Origin of the sequence: Marinobacter sp., assembly GCF_014859525.1 — a bacterium.
Lineage (GTDB): Bacteria > Pseudomonadota > Gammaproteobacteria > Pseudomonadales > Oleiphilaceae > Marinobacter.
In genome coordinates this window covers 1-17,378 of sequence record NZ_JACUUB010000018.1, presented here as the reverse complement: position 1 = coordinate 17,378, position 17,378 = coordinate 1, and the positions used below count along the sequence as shown (strand labels likewise).

The window sequence follows — 17,378 nt, the reverse complement described above, 5'->3', positions numbered from 1 at the left end:
TAGAGTTTCTAGTATTGTTGCTCTGATCTACCATCTTCGGCACTTTGAAGTATAGCTGCTTTGGCTATTCTTCTGAACAAGCCATAAAAACAACATCTGAGTTAGAGGACCACGCCAATGACTTCGATCTTCGATCAGGGCCTTGCGCCCCGAGATGCCAATTACGCAGTCCAGTCTCCCGTCGATTTTATCGAGCGCACAGCCAGTGTGTATCCGGATTATCCCGCGATCATTCATGGGGCTATCCGTCGTAACTGGGCCGACACCTACGACCGCTGCCGCCGCCTGGCTTCTGCGCTGAACGGCCGGGGTATAGGTAAGGGTGATACCGTTGCCGTGATGTTGCCGAACATTCCCGCCATGGTCGAATGCCATTTTGGCGTGCCGATGGTGGGCGCGGTACTGAACACCCTCAACGTGCGCCTGGATGCTGAAGCTATTGCGTTCATGCTTGAGCACGGCGAGGCCAAGGTGGTGATTGCCGATCGAGAGTTTGGCCAGGTGGTGAAAGATGCGGTTCGTCACCTTGAGCACAAGCCACTGGTGATTGACGTCGACGACCCGGAATACGGCGAAGGCGTGCAGGTCAGCGATCTTGATTACGAGGCCTTCCTGCAGGAAGGCGATCCGGCGTTTCAGTGGAGTTTTCCTGCTGACGAGTGGGATGCCATTTCTCTGAATTACACCTCTGGCACCACTGGCAACCCGAAGGGTGTGGTGTATCACCATCGCGGCGCTTATATCAACGCGCTGGGTAACCAGACCGTATGGTCGATGGGCATGCACCCGGTGTATCTGTGGACCTTGCCGATGTTCCACTGCAACGGCTGGTGTTTTCCCTGGACCGTTACCGCCATGGCCGGCACTCACGTGTGCCTGCGCCGGGTAGATCCAGAGAAGATTCTGCAGTTGATCCGTGATCACCAGGTAACTCATATGTGTGGTGCGCCAATCGTGCTGAACGCGCTGCTGAACGCATCGCCAGAGGCCAAAGCTGGTATTGATCACGAAGTGAAATCCATGACCGCCGGCGCGGCGCCCCCTGCCCAGGTGATCGGATCTATCGAGGAAATGGGCATCAAGGTGACTCACGTGTATGGCCTGACGGAAGTCTATGGCCCCGTGACGGTGTGTGCCTGGAAGGCTGAATGGGATGAGCTGCCTTTGCGTGAGCGTGCCCAGATTAAAGCTCGTCAGGGTGTTCGTTACCACACGTTGGGCGGCACCATGGTGGGTGACCCCAGCACCATGCAGCCGGTTCCGAAGGATGGCAAAACCATTGGTGAGATCTTCCTGCGCGGCAACACCGTGATGAAGGGTTACCTGAAGAATCCCTCAGCGACAGAAGAAGCCTTCCGCGGCGGCTGGTTCCACACCGGTGACCTGGCGGTATGGCACGAAGACGGCTACCTGGAAATCAAGGACCGCCTGAAAGACATCATCATCTCTGGTGGTGAGAATATTTCCACCATCGAAGTCGAAGATACCCTGTACCGCCACCCGGCGGTCATGGAAGCGGCCGTTGTGGCCCGGCCGGATGAAAAGTGGGGCGAAACGCCCTGTGCTTTCATCACCCTGAAGCCCGAGGCAGGTGATGTGTCTGAAGAGGACATTATCGAATTCTGTCGCGAGCATCTGGCCCGGTTCAAAGTGCCCAAAACCGTGGTCTTCTCGGAGCTGCCGAAAACATCCACCGGCAAGATCCAGAAGTTCGTGTTGCGGGATCAGGCCAAAGAACTGAAGTGATCTGCTGAACGGTGGCACCGATGGGTGCCGCTGAACCTCGTCACAAAAACAACATTGACTGGCCCCTGAGCAAGGGTGCCCGGAGGTAGCATTATGCAAATGTTCCACAGAAAAAACGGTGAAGAGCAACCGTTCTGGCCCGCTGGCCCGTTTAAAATTCGTCTTCCGTTTGTCCACTACCGCTGGGAATTCGCGGAGATGGTCCAGGCGCTGATCATGTTCGTGGTCAGTCTGGCGATGATTCCGCTGCTTGAAACCTATCTTGGCGTGCCTTACGACGTCGCACTGGCGTACGTGGTTATCTGTGGTATTGGTTTTATGCTTCCGGCTCTGTTGGGTGTGCCGTTGGTGCCGGGCTGGATTACGCCAGGTATCCCTGTAGTACTGCTTTTCCTGTCAGATTATGAGCCAGGCCCCGAGGCTATTCAGGCGCTGTTTGCCCTGCAATTCCTGGTGTTTCTCATCTTCCTGATCCTTGGCGTGACTCGTCTGGGCAGCAAGCTGGTCGAGTGGATTCCGCGCTCCATGAAAGGCGGCATCATTATCGGTGCCGGTATTGCCGCTTTGATGGGCGAGATCGAGGCCGGTGGCCGGCTGGCAAACACGCCAATTTCATTGATTGTGGGTGGCTTGGTCTGCTTGTATTTAATGTTCTCGGTGTCGTTCAAAGGCTTTGTGGACAAAAACAATCTGGCTCGCAAAATCGCTAACTACGGCATGGTGCCCGGCATGGTTGTGGCTATTTTGGTGGGTTTTGCCACGGGAGAATACGATGTGCCGAATGTTGAGTGGGGCATCACCAAACCCGCGTTTGACCAACTTTGGAACTACCTGCCGTTCACGGTTGGGTTCCCGGACCTGAACATCTTCTTGTACGCCATTCCGACTGCGGTTATTGCCTACGTTATTGCCTTCGGCGACATCGTGGTTGGGCAATCGTTGATGAGCCGTGTTGATCACCTGCGCAAAGACGAAGACATTGATAACAGCATCGACCGTGCTCACCTGGTAACCGCTATCCGTAACGGCGGCCATGCCTTCTTTGCACCATACCCTGGCCTGGCCGGTCCTATCTGGACAGCGGTCACGGCAACCATGGCTGAGCGCTACAAGTATGGTCGTAACGCCATGGATTCCATCTACAGCGGTGGTGGTACTTTCTGGATTACGGGCTTTATTGCTCTGTTTATGCTGCCGCTGGTGAGCTTCTTCCAGCCTGTGCTTCCGATTGCTCTGTCACTGACTCTGCTGTTGACGGGCTATATCTGTTTGATGGTTGGCTTTGAGCAACTACAGAATAATACCGAGCGCGGCATTGCCGGCACGATGGGCGTGGTGTTGGCGGTCTATGGCGCAGGCTGGGGCCTGGCCACTGGCGCGGTCTTGTTCTTCTTGATCGAGCGCACTCACCTTCTTCGATTTACTCCAGACCCGGAAGCCCCGGGTGCGGAAAAAGCAAAAGAACACTGAACCTGATGTCGCTGCGGTCGGCGGCGGCATCAACCCACTGTGTGTCCTTGGGAGGCTTTATGCCTCCCTTTTTTCGTTGTCAGGTTGTGTACTGCAATGATTTGCGAAGGTCCGCCGCTGCTCGTGGCAGCAGAATCTGAAAGAGCTCGAGGTGTAACGCGCTTCTCGTGTTATTAAGTGGCCAGCCTTGCCGACTGGCCCTGTGATACCCTTCCTGCGGTAATTCGGGCAAACCCGCATGTGCCCGGTTCGTGTTAGCCTCAACGCCTGATTTCAGGACTCTATGCCAAAGGATGCCAGGTTTATGACTAAAACCACCCCAAGCCTTGTTGATTCTCTGTTTGAGGCGCACGTTAAACATGAGATGGCGGCCTTGAAAGGGGCCAAGTTGCAAAAGTTTCTGGATCAGGAGGTAGACGAACTTCTTGATCGCGCAGGCACGGTCACGCTGGGGCGGTTGATCAGTGTCGATCAGGTTATGGGCGTGATTCGACGTATTGTTATGGACATGGAGCTGGATGCCGGCATTCCTGAATTGGCCGCAGAAATGGCGACAGAGGTAATGAAGGCGCAGGTTCAGTCGGATACTACACTGGGCGAGATTCTGTCTCGGGAGCAGGCCAGCGACTTTATCGAGGAGGCCTTGGAGCTGCGCAATCAGCGTGAGCGGATCATCACTGAGATCATGGCGCATCCGGTTTACCAGGAATTAGTGTCTAACGTGGTGTATCACGGCCTGGTGAATTACCTGTACGAAGACAACATGATCGCCCGCTCCGTGCCTGGCGTTGGTTCGATGATGAAGTTTGGCAAAAAGATGGCCAACAAAGCAGTGCCGGGGCTGGATGAAACGTTTGAACGACGAATCAAAGCCTGGCTGTCAGACAGTTTGCCGGGCCTGATTGCCCGTAGTGAGCAGTTCCTGCACAAGGCTTTCTCGGACGAGGAGCTCCGCGACAGTGTCATGGCGGCTTGGGTTTCGCTCGAAACGAAGACCATTGATGAGCTGCAAGAAGGTCTGGGCGAGGTGGAACTGCAGGCGTTTGTTGTGCTTGGCTATGAGTTCTGGTTGAATTTCCGCAAGACCGGTTACTTTGACGGCTGCGCCCAGGCGGTGGTTGACCATCTGTTCGTCAAGTATGGCGATCGACCGGTTATGGAGTTGCTGCAGGATGTCGGCGTAACCCGGGAGGTGATCGTCACCGAGGTTGAGGCTCTGGTACTTCCCGTCATCGATGTGTTGCGTGAGGAGGGCTATCTTGAGGCTCTGGTCCGTCGCAGACTTGGTGCCTTCTACCGATCCGCTTCCGCGAAGAAGCTGTTGGCCGAATCCTGATACCGAACCTTGCCTTGATCTGACAAAAAAAGCCGGAAGATGTGGATCTTCCGGCTTTTTTTGCAGAGAGTAGTGATTTCCGTGTCAGCGCTCCAGGTACTGTAGCTTGTTAGGCTTGCCATCCCATTCTTCTGCGTCTGGCAGTGGGTCTTTCTTTTCAGTGATGTTTGGCCACTTGCCGGCCAGATCTGCGTTGATCTCTACAAACTGAACCTGATCCGCTGGCAGCTCGTCCTCGGAGAAGATCGCCTCTGCCGGGCACTCGGGCTCGCACAGGGCGCAGTCGATGCACTCGTCCGGATCGATGACCAAAAAGTTGGGGCCTTCGTAGAAGCAGTCTACCGGGCAGACTTCCACGCAGTCGGTGTATTTGCACTTGATGCAATTATCAGTAACGATAAACGCCATAGTCAGATCCCTGGTTCGTAAATAGTCAGTCTCATCAGGAGCCTTCGATCACCGGCCCCATCTATAATTAGGTGCGCAATATTGTAGGGAGCGCCTCGTGTGCCCGCAAGCATTCCACTGCTATAACCTTATTACACAGGTCAATTCTGGCCCTGTTTCCGCTATTTTCGCAAAAGTGCCTTGAGTTCGTACAGCTGATTCAGCGCATCCCGGGGAGTCAGTTCATCCACATCGAGTTTGCGCAGCGCCGCCTCAACCTCGCTCGGGTCCATGCTGGCAAACATATCGCCCTGAAAAACTGCCTCGCCAACCGGTTGTTGTGTGGTTGCGGGCCGTGCCTGAATGGCCGTTTCTGGCGCGTGTAATGCCGGGGTTGATCCGCTTGTACTGCCTTCGAGGTGCGCCAGCTGTGCCTTGGCATGGCGAATCACTTCCTGGGGCACGCCGGCCAGTTTGGCCACCTGCAAGCCATAACTCTGGCTGGCGGGGCCATCGTGCACATTGTGTAGAAACACAATACTGTCGTCGTGTTCGGTGGCAGTCAGATGCACGTTTACGGCGTGTTCCAGGTCGTTTGCCAGTTGCGTCAGCTCGAAGTAGTGAGTGGCAAACAAAGTATAGCAACGAATTTCTTTTGCCAGATGCTCTGCCGTGGCCCAGGCCAGTGACAGGCCATCGAAAGTGCTGGTACCGCGGCCCACTTCATCCATCAACACCAGGCTGTTTTCAGTGGCGTTGTGCAGAATGTTGGCGGTTTCGGTCATTTCAACCATAAAGGTCGAACGGCCACCGGCGATGTCGTCGGATGAGCCCATGCGGGTAAATATCCTGTCCACGGGGCCCAGCACCGCACGATGGGCTGGCACAAAGCTGCCGGTGTATGCCAGCAGAGCGATCAATGCCGCCTGGCGCATGTAGGTAGACTTACCGCCCATGTTCGGGCCGGTAATGACCAACATGCGGCGTTTGTTGTCGATCAACAGGTTGTTGGGTACGAACGGTTCATCCAGTAGTTGTTCAACCACCGGGTGCCGGCCTTCTTCGACATCAAAACCGGGTTGCTCGGTAAACTCCGGCGCCGTGAAGCGCAGACTGACGGCGCGTTCCGCAAAGTTACTGAGCACGTCCAGCTCGGCCAGCGCCTGCGCCGAATCCTGCAGCGGCGCCAGTTGTTCCGCCACGGTTTCCAGAACCTCATCGTACAGGCCTTTCTCCCTTGCAAGGGCTCGGCTCTTGGCACTCAGGGCCTTGTCTTCAAACGTTTTCAACTCGGGCGTAATAAATCGCTCGGCGTTTTTCAGGGTTTGGCGGCGGATGTAATCAACCGGTGCTTGGTCAGACTGGGCACGGCTGATCTCGATGTAGTAGCCGTGCACCCGGTTGTAGCCCACTTTTAATGTGCTGATGCCAGTGCGTGCGCGCTCTCGGGTTTCTACATCCAGCAAATACTGGCCGGCGTTCTCGCTGATGTTGCGCAGCTCGTCCAATTCTTCATCAAAGCCTTCCCGAATCACCCCGCCATCCCGAATCACCACGGGTGGATTTTCGATGATGGCTCGCTCCAGCAGCGTTGCCAGTTCCGGGTACTCGCTGATGATCGTGGCCAGTTTGACCAAGTAGTGAGAGTTGACCGGTTTCAGGGTTTCCTGAAGATCTGGCAACGCCTGAAAGGCATCCCTCAGGCGAGCGAGATCTCTTGGCCGGGCAGAGCGCAGTGCCACACGAGCCAGAATCCGCTCAATATCGCCCACCCGTTTGAGCAAGTCGTGAGTGGGCTCGTAGTGAAAGCCGTCTAGCAGGGCAGACACGGATTGCTGGCGCTGGCGTACCGCCTCAACATCCCGCAACGGTCGGTTCAGCCACCGGCGCAGTTCGCGGGCACCCATGGCGGTGGCGGTGCGGTCCATCACCCAGGCCAGAGTGTGTTGTTGACCGCCCATAAGGTTGGTGTCGATTTCCAGATTACGGCGGCTGGCGGCGTCCAGAATTACCGCGTCTTCCCGGCGCTCGCGAGTCAGCTTGCGAATGTGGGGCAGGGCGGTACGCTGGGTTTCCCGGGCGTACTGCAACAGGCAACCGGCGGCGCAGATGGCCAGGCTAAGGTCTTCACAGCCAAATCCAGTCAGATCTTTAACCTGCAACTGCTGGGTGATGACGCGCCGCGCAGAGTCCATCTCAAACAACCAGGGGCCCTGGCGGCGAATGCCCGTGTAACCTTGCAGCGTGTCGCTGTAGGGAAAGTCTTCACTGATCAGAATTTCCGCGGGGCGCAGGCGCTGAAGTTCGCCCTGCAGAGCTTCAAGGTTTTCTAGCTCCGACACCGCAAAACGACCACTGGAAATGTCCAGAGACGCAAAACCGAAGTGCTCTTTATGGTGGTAGATGGCCACCAGCAGGTTGTCGCGGCGGTCCTCCAGAAACGCCTCGTCGCTGAGCGTGCCCGGAGTCACCACACGCACCACCTTCCGGTCAACCGGCCCTTTGCTCGTGGCCGGATCGCCAATCTGCTCGGCAATGGCAATGGATTGACCTGCGCGAACCATGCGGGCAATGTAGCCTTCAGCCGCGTGGAAAGGCACGCCCGCCATTGGGATAGGGTTGCCGCCGGACTGGCCGCGGGCGGTCAGCGTAATATCCAGCAATTCCGCTGCTTTTTTGGCGTCGTCATAAAACAGCTCGTAGAAATCTCCCATGCGATAGAACACCATCTCGTTGGGGTGCTCGCGCTTGATCCTCAGGTACTGCTGCATCATGGGCGTGTGCTTGGAGAGATCGGTCTGGGCTGCTGACATGGAGGCGTCCGGTTGATCGTGCTTTTGGGTGAAAGCGGGGATTGTAAGAAAATAATGCCCGTGAGGAAACGAACGGATTGGTCATACAGCGTTGGAGAACACCATGCAGGCCTCAGATCATCAATTACAGCAAGCCGGAAACGCTCTGGGCGACCTGCTTGCAGAGCAGGGAAAAACCATTGCCACGGCTGAAAGCTGCACCGGCGGCTGGGTGGCAAAAATACTGACCGACCGGGCAGGCTCATCCGCGTATACCGTGGCCGGCCTGGTCACCTACAGCAACGAAGTCAAACAAGCTATTCTGGGCGTACAGGCAAAAACCTTAATGGAGCACGGTGCCGTCAGCGAACCAGTGGTTCGTCAGATGGTGGCAGGCGCGCTCAGCGCTGCGGGTGTGGATGTGGCTGTTGCTATCAGCGGCGTGGCCGGCCCCGGCGGCGGCAGTGCGGATAAGCCCGTGGGGACCGTCTGGTTTGCCTGGGGCACAGGCCCCGATAACACCCAGGCCAGCGTGCAACACTTCGATGGCGATCGTGATCAGGTGCGCCGTCAGTCGGTTTTGTATGTGTTGCAAGGAGTTACGGAGTTTCTGAAAAAGCTGTGATGATTTTCGCGAAAGCGGGGGTTGGTCTATGCCGGCGCTTATGTTTTAATACTGTTCATATATACAGGAAAGCACTGGATACCTCTGGTGTGATCGCTTCGAATTTTGCTGTTGGTACCTACAATCATTGAGGTGCGGCAGCTCCGGCAAACGAGGGTCAGGTAACAATGGAAGACAACCGCAAGAAAGCACTCAGCGCAGCACTCGGCCAGATTGAACGTCAGTTCGGCAAAGGTGCTGTAATGAAAATGGGCGATCAGCCCCGCGAAGCCATTCCTGCCGTGTCCACCGGCTCCCTCGGACTGGACGTAGCACTGGGTATAGGTGGTCTGCCGTATGGCCGGATTGTCGAAATCTACGGTCCGGAAAGCTCCGGTAAAACCACATTGACCCTGCAAGTCATTGCCGAAGCCCAGAAGCAGGGTAAAACCTGTGCCTTCATTGATGCTGAACACGCGCTTGACCCTATCTATGCCGAAAAACTGGGCGTTAACGTCGATGAGCTGCTGGTCTCCCAGCCCGACACCGGTGAACAGGCCCTGGAAATCGCCGACATGCTGGTGCGCTCCAACGCCGTTGACGTCATCATCGTAGACTCGGTTGCCGCCCTGACCCCGAAAGCGGAAATCGAAGGTGAAATGGGCGACAGCCACGTTGGCCTCCAGGCTCGTCTGATGTCTCAGGCCCTGCGTAAGCTTACCGGCAACGTCAAGCACGCCAACTGCCTGCTGGTGTTCATCAACCAGATCCGCATGAAGATCGGCGTGATGTTCGGCAGCCCGGAAACCACCACCGGCGGTAACGCCCTGAAATTCTATTGCTCCGTGCGTCTGGACATCCGTCGTATCGGTGCGGTCAAAGACGGTGACGAAGTTGTTGGTAACGAAACCCGGGTGAAAGTGGTCAAGAACAAAGTCGCTCCGCCGTTCAAACAAGCTGAGTTCCAGATCATGTACGGCAAAGGCATTTACCACATGGCGGAAGTTCTGGACATGGGCGTAAAAGAAGGCTTCGTCGACAAATCTGGCGCATGGTATGCCTACAACGGCGACAAAATCGGCCAGGGCAAAGCCAACGCCTGCAAGTTCCTTGAAGAAAACATGGACCTTGCCAACGAAATCGAAACCAAGGTTCGCGACAAGCTGATGCCGAAGCCGGTAAGTAAAGACGCAAAAGAAGCGGCAGAAGTGCCGGCGGAAGCAAATGGTGAGCTGCTTTAAGGAGGGCTGGATCGCCCTGGCAGTTTGCCGGACGGCCGATAACCAAGCTCGGTTGGTCTGGGTTGGGGTGCTGTCTCCCGGGAATGTCGAAGGCCAGGGATGGCCTGAGTCAAGCGCTCATGGATGAGCTCGTAGCGGTTCCCGGGAGACAGCACCCCTGACCTGACCTCGCACAATATTCCAGTGCAACAGAGAGGCCGGAATCACCATGGTAGAGAATAAAAGGTTGCTGATAGTCGCCCATGCACCTTCTCCGAATACACTGACATTACGGGAGGCGATCCAGCGCGGCGCTTGCCACTCGGACATTGAAGCGGTCGACGTAATCGTCAAAGCACCACTCGATGCCGGCCCCGAGGATGTACTCGCTTGCGACGCCATTATCCTCGGCACCACCGAAAACCTCGGCTACATGTCAGGGGCCCTCAAAGATTTCTTCGATCGAAGCTACTACCCTTGCCTGGAAAAAACCCAGGGCCTGCCTTTCACTTTTTACATCCGTGCTGGCCACGACGGCACCGGCACCCGGCGTGCTATCGAAAGTATCACCACAGGATTGCGATGGAAGCTTATCCAGGACCCTCTGGTTTGCCAGGGAGACTATACAAAAGAGTTTGCAGAGCAGTGCCGTGAACTTGGCATGTACGTGGCGGCCAGTCTGGACGCAGGCCTGATCTGATAAAACCGGAAGGGATACGCGACAGGCTGATGCTCAAACACTACAATGCCAGCCATAGTTACCACACAAAGCCGAACACAACGGGAATCGAACTTGAAGTCACTGCCACTGCACCAGCTTTACAAATCCTGCGTTCTGAAAGATCTGCCGTTTAAAACCACCCGGCAACTGGAGCCGTTGGCCGAAATCGTTGGCCAGAATCGTGCCCAGGAGGCGGTTCGATTCGCCCTGGCGATGCCACATGGAGGTTATAACGTCTACGCGGTCGGACGTAATGGATTGGGAAAGCGCACTATGATGCTGAGGTACCTGGAGCACCACGTCGACACCGAGCAGGCAAGCCACGACTGGTGCTACGTTGCCAACTTCGAAGAGCCCCGTAACCCGACATTATTAAAGCTGCCTGCCGGGCTGGGCACTCAGCTCAAACAGGACATGGAAAAGCTGATGGCAAGGCTGGTCAAAATGATTCCCCAGACCTTTGACAGCGACAGTTTTCTGGAGCGTTCCGAAAAGCTCAAGGATGAATACGCCAAGAAACAGGAAGATGAGCTGGAAAAAGTGGCTGCACAGGCCAAGCGTAAAAAAGTCAGCCTGAACATTACCACCCCGGGTGGTTACCGTCTGGTCGCTATGAACGGCGACGAACCTCATACTGCAGAATCGTTCCAGGCCTTGACACAGGAGCAGCGGGACAAGTTTGAGGATTCCGTTAATAAACTGGAGAAAAAGCTCCGCCAGGCGCTGCGCAAACTGGCTGATTGGGAGCAGGAATACGCGGAAAAACAGCACGCTCTCAACCAGGAAACCCTCGAGGGTATATCCGGTCATCAGATTGACGAACTGACTGCAAAGTATCAGACGTTGTCAGATGTGGTGGCGTATCTTGAAGCGGTCCGTAAGGATCTGGTCGACAATCTGGATATCTTTCTGGAAGACGACGAGGAGCGGGCCGCGATTGCCTATGCCTCGCTGGACAAGAAAACGCCGCGGCGTTACCTGGTTAACGTGCTGGTGCACCAGAAAACCAACGAAGTGCCTGTGGTGGTGGAGGATAACCCCACTTATCACAACCTGTTTGGCTATGTTGAGAACGTCACTTTCAAAGGCACCGTGTTCACCGATTTTTCCCTGATTCGTCCAGGTAGCCTGCATAAGGCAAACGGCGGTTACCTGCTGATGGACGCCATCAAGGTGCTTGAACAACCGTTCGTTTGGGATGGGCTAAAGCGCGCTTTGCGTTCGCGTGCACTGCAGATCAACTCGCTGGAGCGGGAATTAACCCTGTCGGGCACCATTTCCATAGAGCCGGAAGCGGTGCCATTGGATGTCAAAATTGTACTGTTTGGCGACCGTGAAACCTGGATGCTGTTGCAGGAATACGATTCCGAGTTTGCGGAACTATTCCGGGTAACGGCGGATTTTGAGAACGAGATGTACCGCACGGAAGAAAGTCAGCTGCTCTATGCCAAGTTTATCGCCAGTCTGGTGGTTGAGAAAAAGCTGTTGCACTGCTCCAACAAGGCGGTGGCTCGTATTGTTGAACACAGTGCCCGAATGGCTGAACATCAGGATCGGTTGTCTTTGCATGCGGCGGATATCGCCAATCTGCTCAGGGAGTCTGATTTCTGGGCCAGGCAAGCCGGCGCAAAACTGATTACCGATGTGCATGTGGAGCGTGCGCTTGAGAGTGCCCGATATCGCAGCAGTCGTATTCGGGACCATTTCTATGATTCTGTCCGGGACGGTTCTACACTGGTCTCAACCACCGGCACCTGCGTGGGCCAGGTAAATGCCCTGTCTGTGCTGTCGACGGGTGGTTTCGAGTTTGGCTTGTCTAACCGTGTTACGGCAACCTGCTACTATGGTGATGGCGGGGTAATGGACATTGAGCGTGACGTTAAGCTTGGGGGTAACATCCACTCCAAGGGCGTGATGATACTCAGCTCCTGGCTGGCCTCACATTTTGCCGTCACAGACCCGATGCATCTGTCGGCCAGTCTGACATTCGAGCAAAACTATGGTGAGGTCGATGGCGACAGTGCGTCGTTGGCCGAGCTTTGTGCGCTGGTGTCTGCGTTGTCTGGCATGCCGGTACGGCAGGACCTTGCCATCACCGGCTCTGTGAATCAGTTTGGTGAAGTGCAGCCGATCGGTGGTGTGAATGAAAAGGTCGAGGGCTTTTTCACCACGTGCGAGCTTAAAGGCGGGCTCAGCGGCACCCAGGGTGTCATTATTCCAGCCACCAACGTGCAGAACCTGATGCTTGACAGTGAGGTGGTAAAAGCGGCGAGGGCCGGCAGTTTTGCTGTATATCCGGTTGCCCGTGTGGAAGAAGCCATCACACTGTTGCTGGGCAAGCCTGCAGGCAAAGCCGATGACAAAGGCAGGTACCCCAGGCAGAGTGTTTTCGGCATTATTCAGCAGCGACTGGAAACCATGCGGGAACACGAACGCCAGGAACACGCCCGGGATGATCATAAAGACCCATCCATCCACTGACTGGCCTCATAATAAAACGGACAGGAGAGTACAGATCGATGACTGATATCCAGCAAGTTGTATATGTGGTAGAAGACGACGAAGCCGTCCGTGACTCACTCGAATTGCTGCTCAAATCCGACAGCAAGCCGGTGAAGCCCTACGAGAGCGCCAACGCTTTTCTTGCGGACTATTCCGATAAGATGGCGGGTTGCATTGTGCTGGATATCCGTATGCCGGGTATGGATGGCATGGAGTTGCAGAAGAAGCTGAACGACAAGCACTCGATTCTACCCATCATCTTTGTTACGGGTCATGGTGATGTACCGATGGCGGTTGATGCCATGAAAGAAGGCGCGGTGGACTTTATCCAGAAACCCTATCGCGAAGAGGCGCTGCTTGAAAAAATCGAAGCCGCCCTTGAGCAGGACCGCGAGCAACGCAAGTCTCTGGATGAGAAGCAGGAGATCGTTCGGCGGGTTAAAAGCCTGACACCCCGTGAGCGGGAAATTATGGACCGTATGATTGCCGGGCAGGCCAACAAGGTCATTGCGATTGAGCTTGAGATCAGCCAGCGTACGGTCGAAATCCATCGGTCCAGAGTTATGCACAAGATGGGAACCCACTCATTGGCACATCTGGTGCGTATGGTTCTGTCCGTAAAGGAACTTATCGACTAGGTCTGTCTACATCGTCATGATACGACGACGTTTTTAACCGGCCATGTTTCTATGACTGAAGTTGTCACTGAGAATTCCGAGGTGACGGTTCTGTTGGTGGATGATAATCCGCAGAACCTGAAGGTCCTCTACGAGACCCTGAAAGACAAAGGTTACCGTCTGTTGATCGCCAATGAAGGCGAGAAAGCGCTGGACCTTGCCCACCGCCATCATCCCGAAGTGATTCTGCTCGATATCATGATGCCGGAAATGGACGGCTATGAGGTGTGTGAACGCCTGAAGGCCGATCCGGAGACATCGGATTGCGCCGTTGTGTTTCTCTCTGCACTTGACGATCTGCAAGCCAAAGTCCGAGGTTTCAGCCTTGGTGGGGCGGATTACATCTCCAAACCGTTCCAGTCCCAGGAAGTGATTGCCCGAGTTAAGACCCACGGTCGCGTGATACGCCTTGAGCGTGAGCTGCAAGCCCGCAACCGAGAGCTCCAGGGCGATCAGGCACGGATACTGAACTCCATCAGCGAGGGCATATACGGGCTGGATGAGCACGGTATTATTGAGTTTGCCAACCCCGCCTCGGCGATGATTATGGGGTGTCCTGTAGAGGACCTGATTGGCAAGAGCTTCTTCGAGCTTCACTTCTCAACCGCAGCGCAGTGTCAGGACAGTCTTCCGGTGATGGCAACGTGTCGGCAGGGCGTGGCCGAAGGCCAGCGTGATATTCGCATGTTGCGGGCCGACGGCAGCGGTTTTCCTGCAGAGTATCGCTCTACGCCGAAACTGGATGACAGCGAATTGCATGGCGCCGTTGTTGTGTTCCGCGATATTACGATTGAGTTGAAAAATGAGCAGGCGCTGGAAGACGCCAGAGCTCTGGTGCAGGAACAACGGGATCAGCTGGCTCACACCTCTCGTCTGACCACCATGGGTGAGATGGCAGCAGGATTCGCTCACGAGATCAATCAGCCGTTGACCGCGATTACCAATTACGCCCGGGTTTCCAAGCGAATGATGGCAAAAGAGCAGCCAGACCTCGTTCTTTTGCAGGAGACACTGGATAAAATTGAAGCGCAATCGCATCGGGCCAGCGAAATTATCCGTCGTATCCGCAGATTCATGAAAAAGCCGGCGACGGGTAAAGAGATTCTGTCCGTGCCGGCTTTGCTGGAAGATACACGGCAGTTCGCAGAAGTGGATATGCGGAACAACGACGGGGGCATTGATGTGCATTTTGAGGATGATCTGCCCGATGTGCTGGCAGACCCGATTCAGGTGCAACAGGTTGCGCTTAACTTGATTCGAAATGCTCTTGAGGCAACCCGCAGCGCAGAGTCGTCAGCCCCGGTGCAGGTCAGTGCTCGGCGATGTGGTGAGCAATGCGTTCGGATTCAAGTGTTGGACCACGGGGTCGGAGTGCATGAAGACGCGGTCGAAAAGCTGTTTCATCCGTTTTACACCACCAAGGATGACGGTATGGGCATTGGTCTTGCCACCTGTCGTTCACTGATCCAGGCTCAGGGTGGCGACATTGGTTATGAGCGGCCAGAGCAGGGCGGAGGAGCTTGTTTTTACTTCACCCTGCCCATCGCGGGGGTTGATGGGCAGCCCTGTGCGGTCGATTAAGATACGAGCGTTATAGCCATTCGATGTGGCCACTCAGGTGTGGCGCATCTCCCTTTGCATTGAGCACTTGATAATCCCAGCCTTGGTCGCTTGTTTGCCAGTTCAGTTGTGCGGTATTCGGCAAAAACAACGGCTTCTTGAACTGACAGCTCACACGTAAGGGCCCCGCCTTCCATGCCTCCTGCTGTTCCAGCAACGCCAGGGCTCTGGCCTTACTCCACATGCCATGAGCAATCGCCCGGGGAAAACCAAACGCTTTTGCGCTTAATGCATGCATATGAATGGGATTGCTGTCTCCCGAAACCTGCGCATAGCGTCGCCCAAGGTTCTCAGCTGCCGTGATGATTTCAGTAAACGGATAGAGCTCGAGTTTGGGTGGTGTTGCCTTGGGCTTGCCATCTGTGACGGTGGTCATCCGGAACAGGTTGGTGCTGTTTTCTTCCCAAATCAATCGTCCGGCGGAGCGGGCCTCCGTGATCAGGTCGAATTCAATACCCCGGCTCGTTGTTTGCTGGTTTCCCAGTGATACCCGAATATCCAGGTTCTCACCAACACTGATCTGGCGGTGTTGGGTGATGGTATTGCGCAGATGTACCAGGCCCAGAAGCGGCAAGGGGAACTGCTTGTCGGTCAGTAATTTCAGGTGCAGTGGGAAGGCCAGAATGTGGGGCCAGGTTAACGGCAACCTGGAGCCGGCTGTAAAGCCACAGAGCTCGGCATAACGGGGTAAGACGGGCGTATCGGTAGCAACGCCAACAAGCTCGATCTGCAGTTCCGGTATTTTTGTGGTTGCGCCTGGCTTTTGCATTTTCGGTATCAAAGCCCTACCGAACAGCGGCAGCAGCGCCGGTGGCCTGCTGTGATAAACCCGTGTTCCTGTCATGATGGCACTCTCCTGAATGGGCCCGTTCGGCCAATTTTTTTCCCGTGTATAAGTGTGGTCATTAAAGATTTACTCTACATTCTGGTACAACTGTGTGTCTGTGGCCTGATATGCTCTAATATACGACGAAAGGCTTGGAGGCCTTGCAGTCTGGCAAACCCGACCAGACCGGGCATTGACCTGGCGCGCCAATGGCTGCGTCCGGTGGGTCAAAGTAGTAACCAATAAAAAATAAGCGGGAAACTATGCAGGAACTACGTGATGCGGGCGTTATGTTGCGCCTGATTTATGAGGCCATGAAGAAGAAGGGTATTGATACCGATGCTATCTTCAGTCGCCTCGGCGTTGACGAAAGATACGTATACACCGACCAGCTCCGGACGCCTCACAGTGCTCAGCTCTATTTCTGGCAGGCGGTAGAGGATGTTTCTGGTGATCCGGACGTGGGATTGCACCTTGGCCCGCTATTGCCTGCTTACAAAGGGCAGGTGTTGGAATATCTTTTTCTGAGCAGTCCTTCCTTTGGGGAGGGGTTGCGCCGGGCGCAGAATTATCAGCGTCTGTTGAGTGACGCCGCCAACACCGATTTTTTCATCGAGGGCGATGAGGCCTGTATGGTGCTGGATGCGGCTTCGGATGAAATTCGCCGGCTCAGACACTTCAACGAGTGCTTTGTGCAGGGCTTGATCACGTTTTTCAAGTCCATTACGGATGGCAGCTTCTGCCCCTCTCGAATTGAGTTTGAGCATCAGCGGGATCAGGGCCAGGAGCACGCCAAGGAAGTGCTCGGGTGCGAGGTTGTGTTTGGCGCTGAAGAAAATCGTTTGTATTTTCCGGCAAGTATGCTGGCACATGCCTCGCCCCACGCCGAGCCTGAATTGCTGGCGCTGCACGAACGCTTTGCCAGTGAGCAGGTAGCGAGACTGGAGAAGAAAGACATCGTCGGGCAGGTTGAGCGTATCATCGCAGAATTGCTCGATAGTGGGGAAGTGACTCTGGATGCCGTCGCTGATCGGTTGGGCATTAAGCCAAGAACACTGCGCACACGGCTGACAGAGGCTGAGACCAGCTTTAACCAGGTGTTAGCGGATTTCCGTTATCGACTGGCTCGTCAGTTACTGGCGACGACCGATGAGTCCATTGATGAGATCGTTTATCTGACGGGGTTTTCCGAGCCCAGCACGTTTTATCGAGCATTCAAGCGCTGGTCCAATATGACGCCGATCGAATATCGGAAAACAGCGCAGGGCAAAGATGCGATGGTCGATGCCATGTGACGGCGGCGGCCCCTCGAACAGGAAAAATAAAAAAGTTCGGGGAAATCGTTGACATAGTCGGGCCGCTCTCTATAATGCGGCCTCGTTGTCACCGAGTAGTCGCAAGGCCGCTCAGCAGACAACCCGCGCGGAGCGGTAGTTCAGTTGGTTAGAATACCGGCCTGTCACGCCGGGGGTCGCGG

Annotated in this window: 13 protein-coding genes; 10 read left to right on the top strand and 3 right to left on the bottom strand. The window is 55.3% G+C overall.

Annotated elements, in window-relative coordinates; translation table 11 throughout:
* Positions 1–117: 117 nt before the first annotated feature.
* The 3 genes from IBX51_RS06255 to IBX51_RS06245 all read left to right on the top strand — a co-directional run bounded on the left by IBX51_RS06255 (position 118) and on the right by IBX51_RS06245 (position 4,552).
* The gene (locus IBX51_RS06255) at positions 118–1,746 is read left to right on the top strand and encodes an acyl-CoA synthetase (RefSeq protein WP_291829846.1); all 1,629 of its coding nucleotides are present in this window, start codon (positions 118–120) and stop codon (positions 1,744–1,746) included.
* 93 nt (positions 1,747–1,839) lie between these two features.
* Positions 1,840–3,216 (top strand): solute carrier family 23 protein, encoded by a 1,377-nt coding sequence (locus IBX51_RS06250; RefSeq protein WP_291829844.1) that lies wholly within the window; start codon positions 1,840–1,842, stop codon positions 3,214–3,216.
* Between the two features lie 304 nt (positions 3,217–3,520).
* A complete protein-coding gene (locus IBX51_RS06245) occupies positions 3,521–4,552 on the top strand; it encodes a hypothetical protein (protein WP_291829841.1) in 1,032 nt (343 codons plus the stop codon).
* Positions 4,553–4,636: 84 nt separating this feature from the next.
* Here IBX51_RS06245 and fdxA read toward each other — a convergent pair whose 3' ends face one another.
* Together fdxA and mutS are read right to left on the bottom strand one after the other, a co-directional pair.
* On the bottom strand, positions 4,637–4,960 hold the full coding sequence (gene fdxA, locus IBX51_RS06240; RefSeq protein ID WP_008937661.1) for a ferredoxin FdxA: 324 nt from the start codon (positions 4,958–4,960) through the stop codon (positions 4,637–4,639).
* A 161-nt stretch (positions 4,961–5,121) separates the two neighbouring features.
* On the bottom strand, positions 5,122–7,752 hold the full coding sequence (gene mutS, locus IBX51_RS06235) for a DNA mismatch repair protein MutS (RefSeq protein WP_291829835.1): 2,631 nt from the start codon (positions 7,750–7,752) through the stop codon (positions 5,122–5,124).
* 103 nt (positions 7,753–7,855) lie between these two features.
* Between mutS and pncC the strand changes: the two genes are divergently transcribed.
* The 6 genes from pncC (at position 7,856) to IBX51_RS06205 (ending at position 15,036) form a co-directional block, all read left to right on the top strand.
* Positions 7,856–8,356 (top strand): nicotinamide-nucleotide amidase, encoded by a 501-nt coding sequence (gene pncC / locus IBX51_RS06230; protein WP_291829833.1) that lies wholly within the window; start codon positions 7,856–7,858, stop codon positions 8,354–8,356.
* A 167-nt stretch (positions 8,357–8,523) separates the two neighbouring features.
* Entirely contained in the window at positions 8,524–9,576 is a 1,053-nt protein-coding gene (recA, locus tag IBX51_RS06225; RefSeq protein WP_291829831.1) for a recombinase RecA, read from the top strand.
* A 208-nt stretch (positions 9,577–9,784) separates the two neighbouring features.
* Positions 9,785–10,255 carry a flavodoxin family protein gene (locus IBX51_RS06220; RefSeq protein WP_291829829.1) on the top strand — a complete coding sequence of 157 codons (471 nt, stop codon included), beginning with the start codon at positions 9,785–9,787 and terminating at the stop codon, positions 10,253–10,255.
* Positions 10,256–10,348: 93 nt separating this feature from the next.
* Positions 10,349–12,757 carry a Lon protease family protein gene (locus IBX51_RS06215; protein ID WP_291829828.1) on the top strand — a complete coding sequence of 803 codons (2,409 nt, stop codon included), beginning with the start codon at positions 10,349–10,351 and terminating at the stop codon, positions 12,755–12,757.
* Between the two features lie 38 nt (positions 12,758–12,795).
* Positions 12,796–13,416, top strand: a complete 621-nt coding sequence (gene fixJ / locus IBX51_RS06210; protein ID WP_291829826.1) for a response regulator FixJ — start codon at positions 12,796–12,798, stop codon at positions 13,414–13,416.
* A 51-nt stretch (positions 13,417–13,467) separates the two neighbouring features.
* Complete coding sequence (locus IBX51_RS06205; RefSeq protein ID WP_291829825.1) at positions 13,468–15,036, top strand: response regulator; 1,569 nt, start codon at positions 13,468–13,470, stop codon at positions 15,034–15,036.
* 10 nt (positions 15,037–15,046) lie between these two features.
* Here the strand turns inward: IBX51_RS06205 and IBX51_RS06200 are convergent, their stop codons facing one another.
* Complete coding sequence (locus tag IBX51_RS06200; protein ID WP_291829823.1) at positions 15,047–15,919, bottom strand: MaoC/PaaZ C-terminal domain-containing protein; 873 nt, start codon at positions 15,917–15,919, stop codon at positions 15,047–15,049.
* 245 nt (positions 15,920–16,164) lie between these two features.
* Between IBX51_RS06200 and IBX51_RS06195 the strand changes: the two genes are divergently transcribed.
* A complete protein-coding gene (locus IBX51_RS06195; RefSeq protein WP_291829821.1) occupies positions 16,165–17,196 on the top strand; it encodes an AraC family transcriptional regulator in 1,032 nt (343 codons plus the stop codon).
* Positions 17,197–17,378: the final 182 nt, after the last annotated feature.

Bases quoted from the DNA above. Each gene is read 5' to 3' on its own strand.
- IBX51_RS06220 (WP_291829829.1), top strand. From the start codon at position 9,785: ATGGTAGAGAATAAAAGGTTGCTGATAGTCGCCCATGCACCTTCTCCG.
- pncC (WP_291829833.1), top strand. From the start codon at position 7,856: ATGCAGGCCTCAGATCATCAATTACAGCAAGCCGGAAACGCTCTGGGC.
- IBX51_RS06205 (WP_291829825.1), top strand. From the start codon at position 13,468: ATGACTGAAGTTGTCACTGAGAATTCCGAGGTGACGGTTCTGTTGGTG.
- IBX51_RS06250 (WP_291829844.1), top strand. From the start codon at position 1,840: ATGCAAATGTTCCACAGAAAAAACGGTGAAGAGCAACCGTTCTGGCCC.
- fixJ (WP_291829826.1), top strand. From the start codon at position 12,796: ATGACTGATATCCAGCAAGTTGTATATGTGGTAGAAGACGACGAAGCC.
- recA (WP_291829831.1), top strand. From the start codon at position 8,524: ATGGAAGACAACCGCAAGAAAGCACTCAGCGCAGCACTCGGCCAGATT.
- mutS (WP_291829835.1), bottom strand. From the start codon at position 7,752: ATGTCAGCAGCCCAGACCGATCTCTCCAAGCACACGCCCATGATGCAG.
- IBX51_RS06200 (WP_291829823.1), bottom strand. From the start codon at position 15,919: ATGACAGGAACACGGGTTTATCACAGCAGGCCACCGGCGCTGCTGCCG.
- fdxA (WP_008937661.1), bottom strand. From the start codon at position 4,960: ATGGCGTTTATCGTTACTGATAATTGCATCAAGTGCAAATACACCGAC.
- IBX51_RS06195 (WP_291829821.1), top strand. From the start codon at position 16,165: ATGCAGGAACTACGTGATGCGGGCGTTATGTTGCGCCTGATTTATGAG.
- IBX51_RS06245 (WP_291829841.1), top strand. From the start codon at position 3,521: ATGACTAAAACCACCCCAAGCCTTGTTGATTCTCTGTTTGAGGCGCAC.
- IBX51_RS06255 (WP_291829846.1), top strand. From the start codon at position 118: ATGACTTCGATCTTCGATCAGGGCCTTGCGCCCCGAGATGCCAATTAC.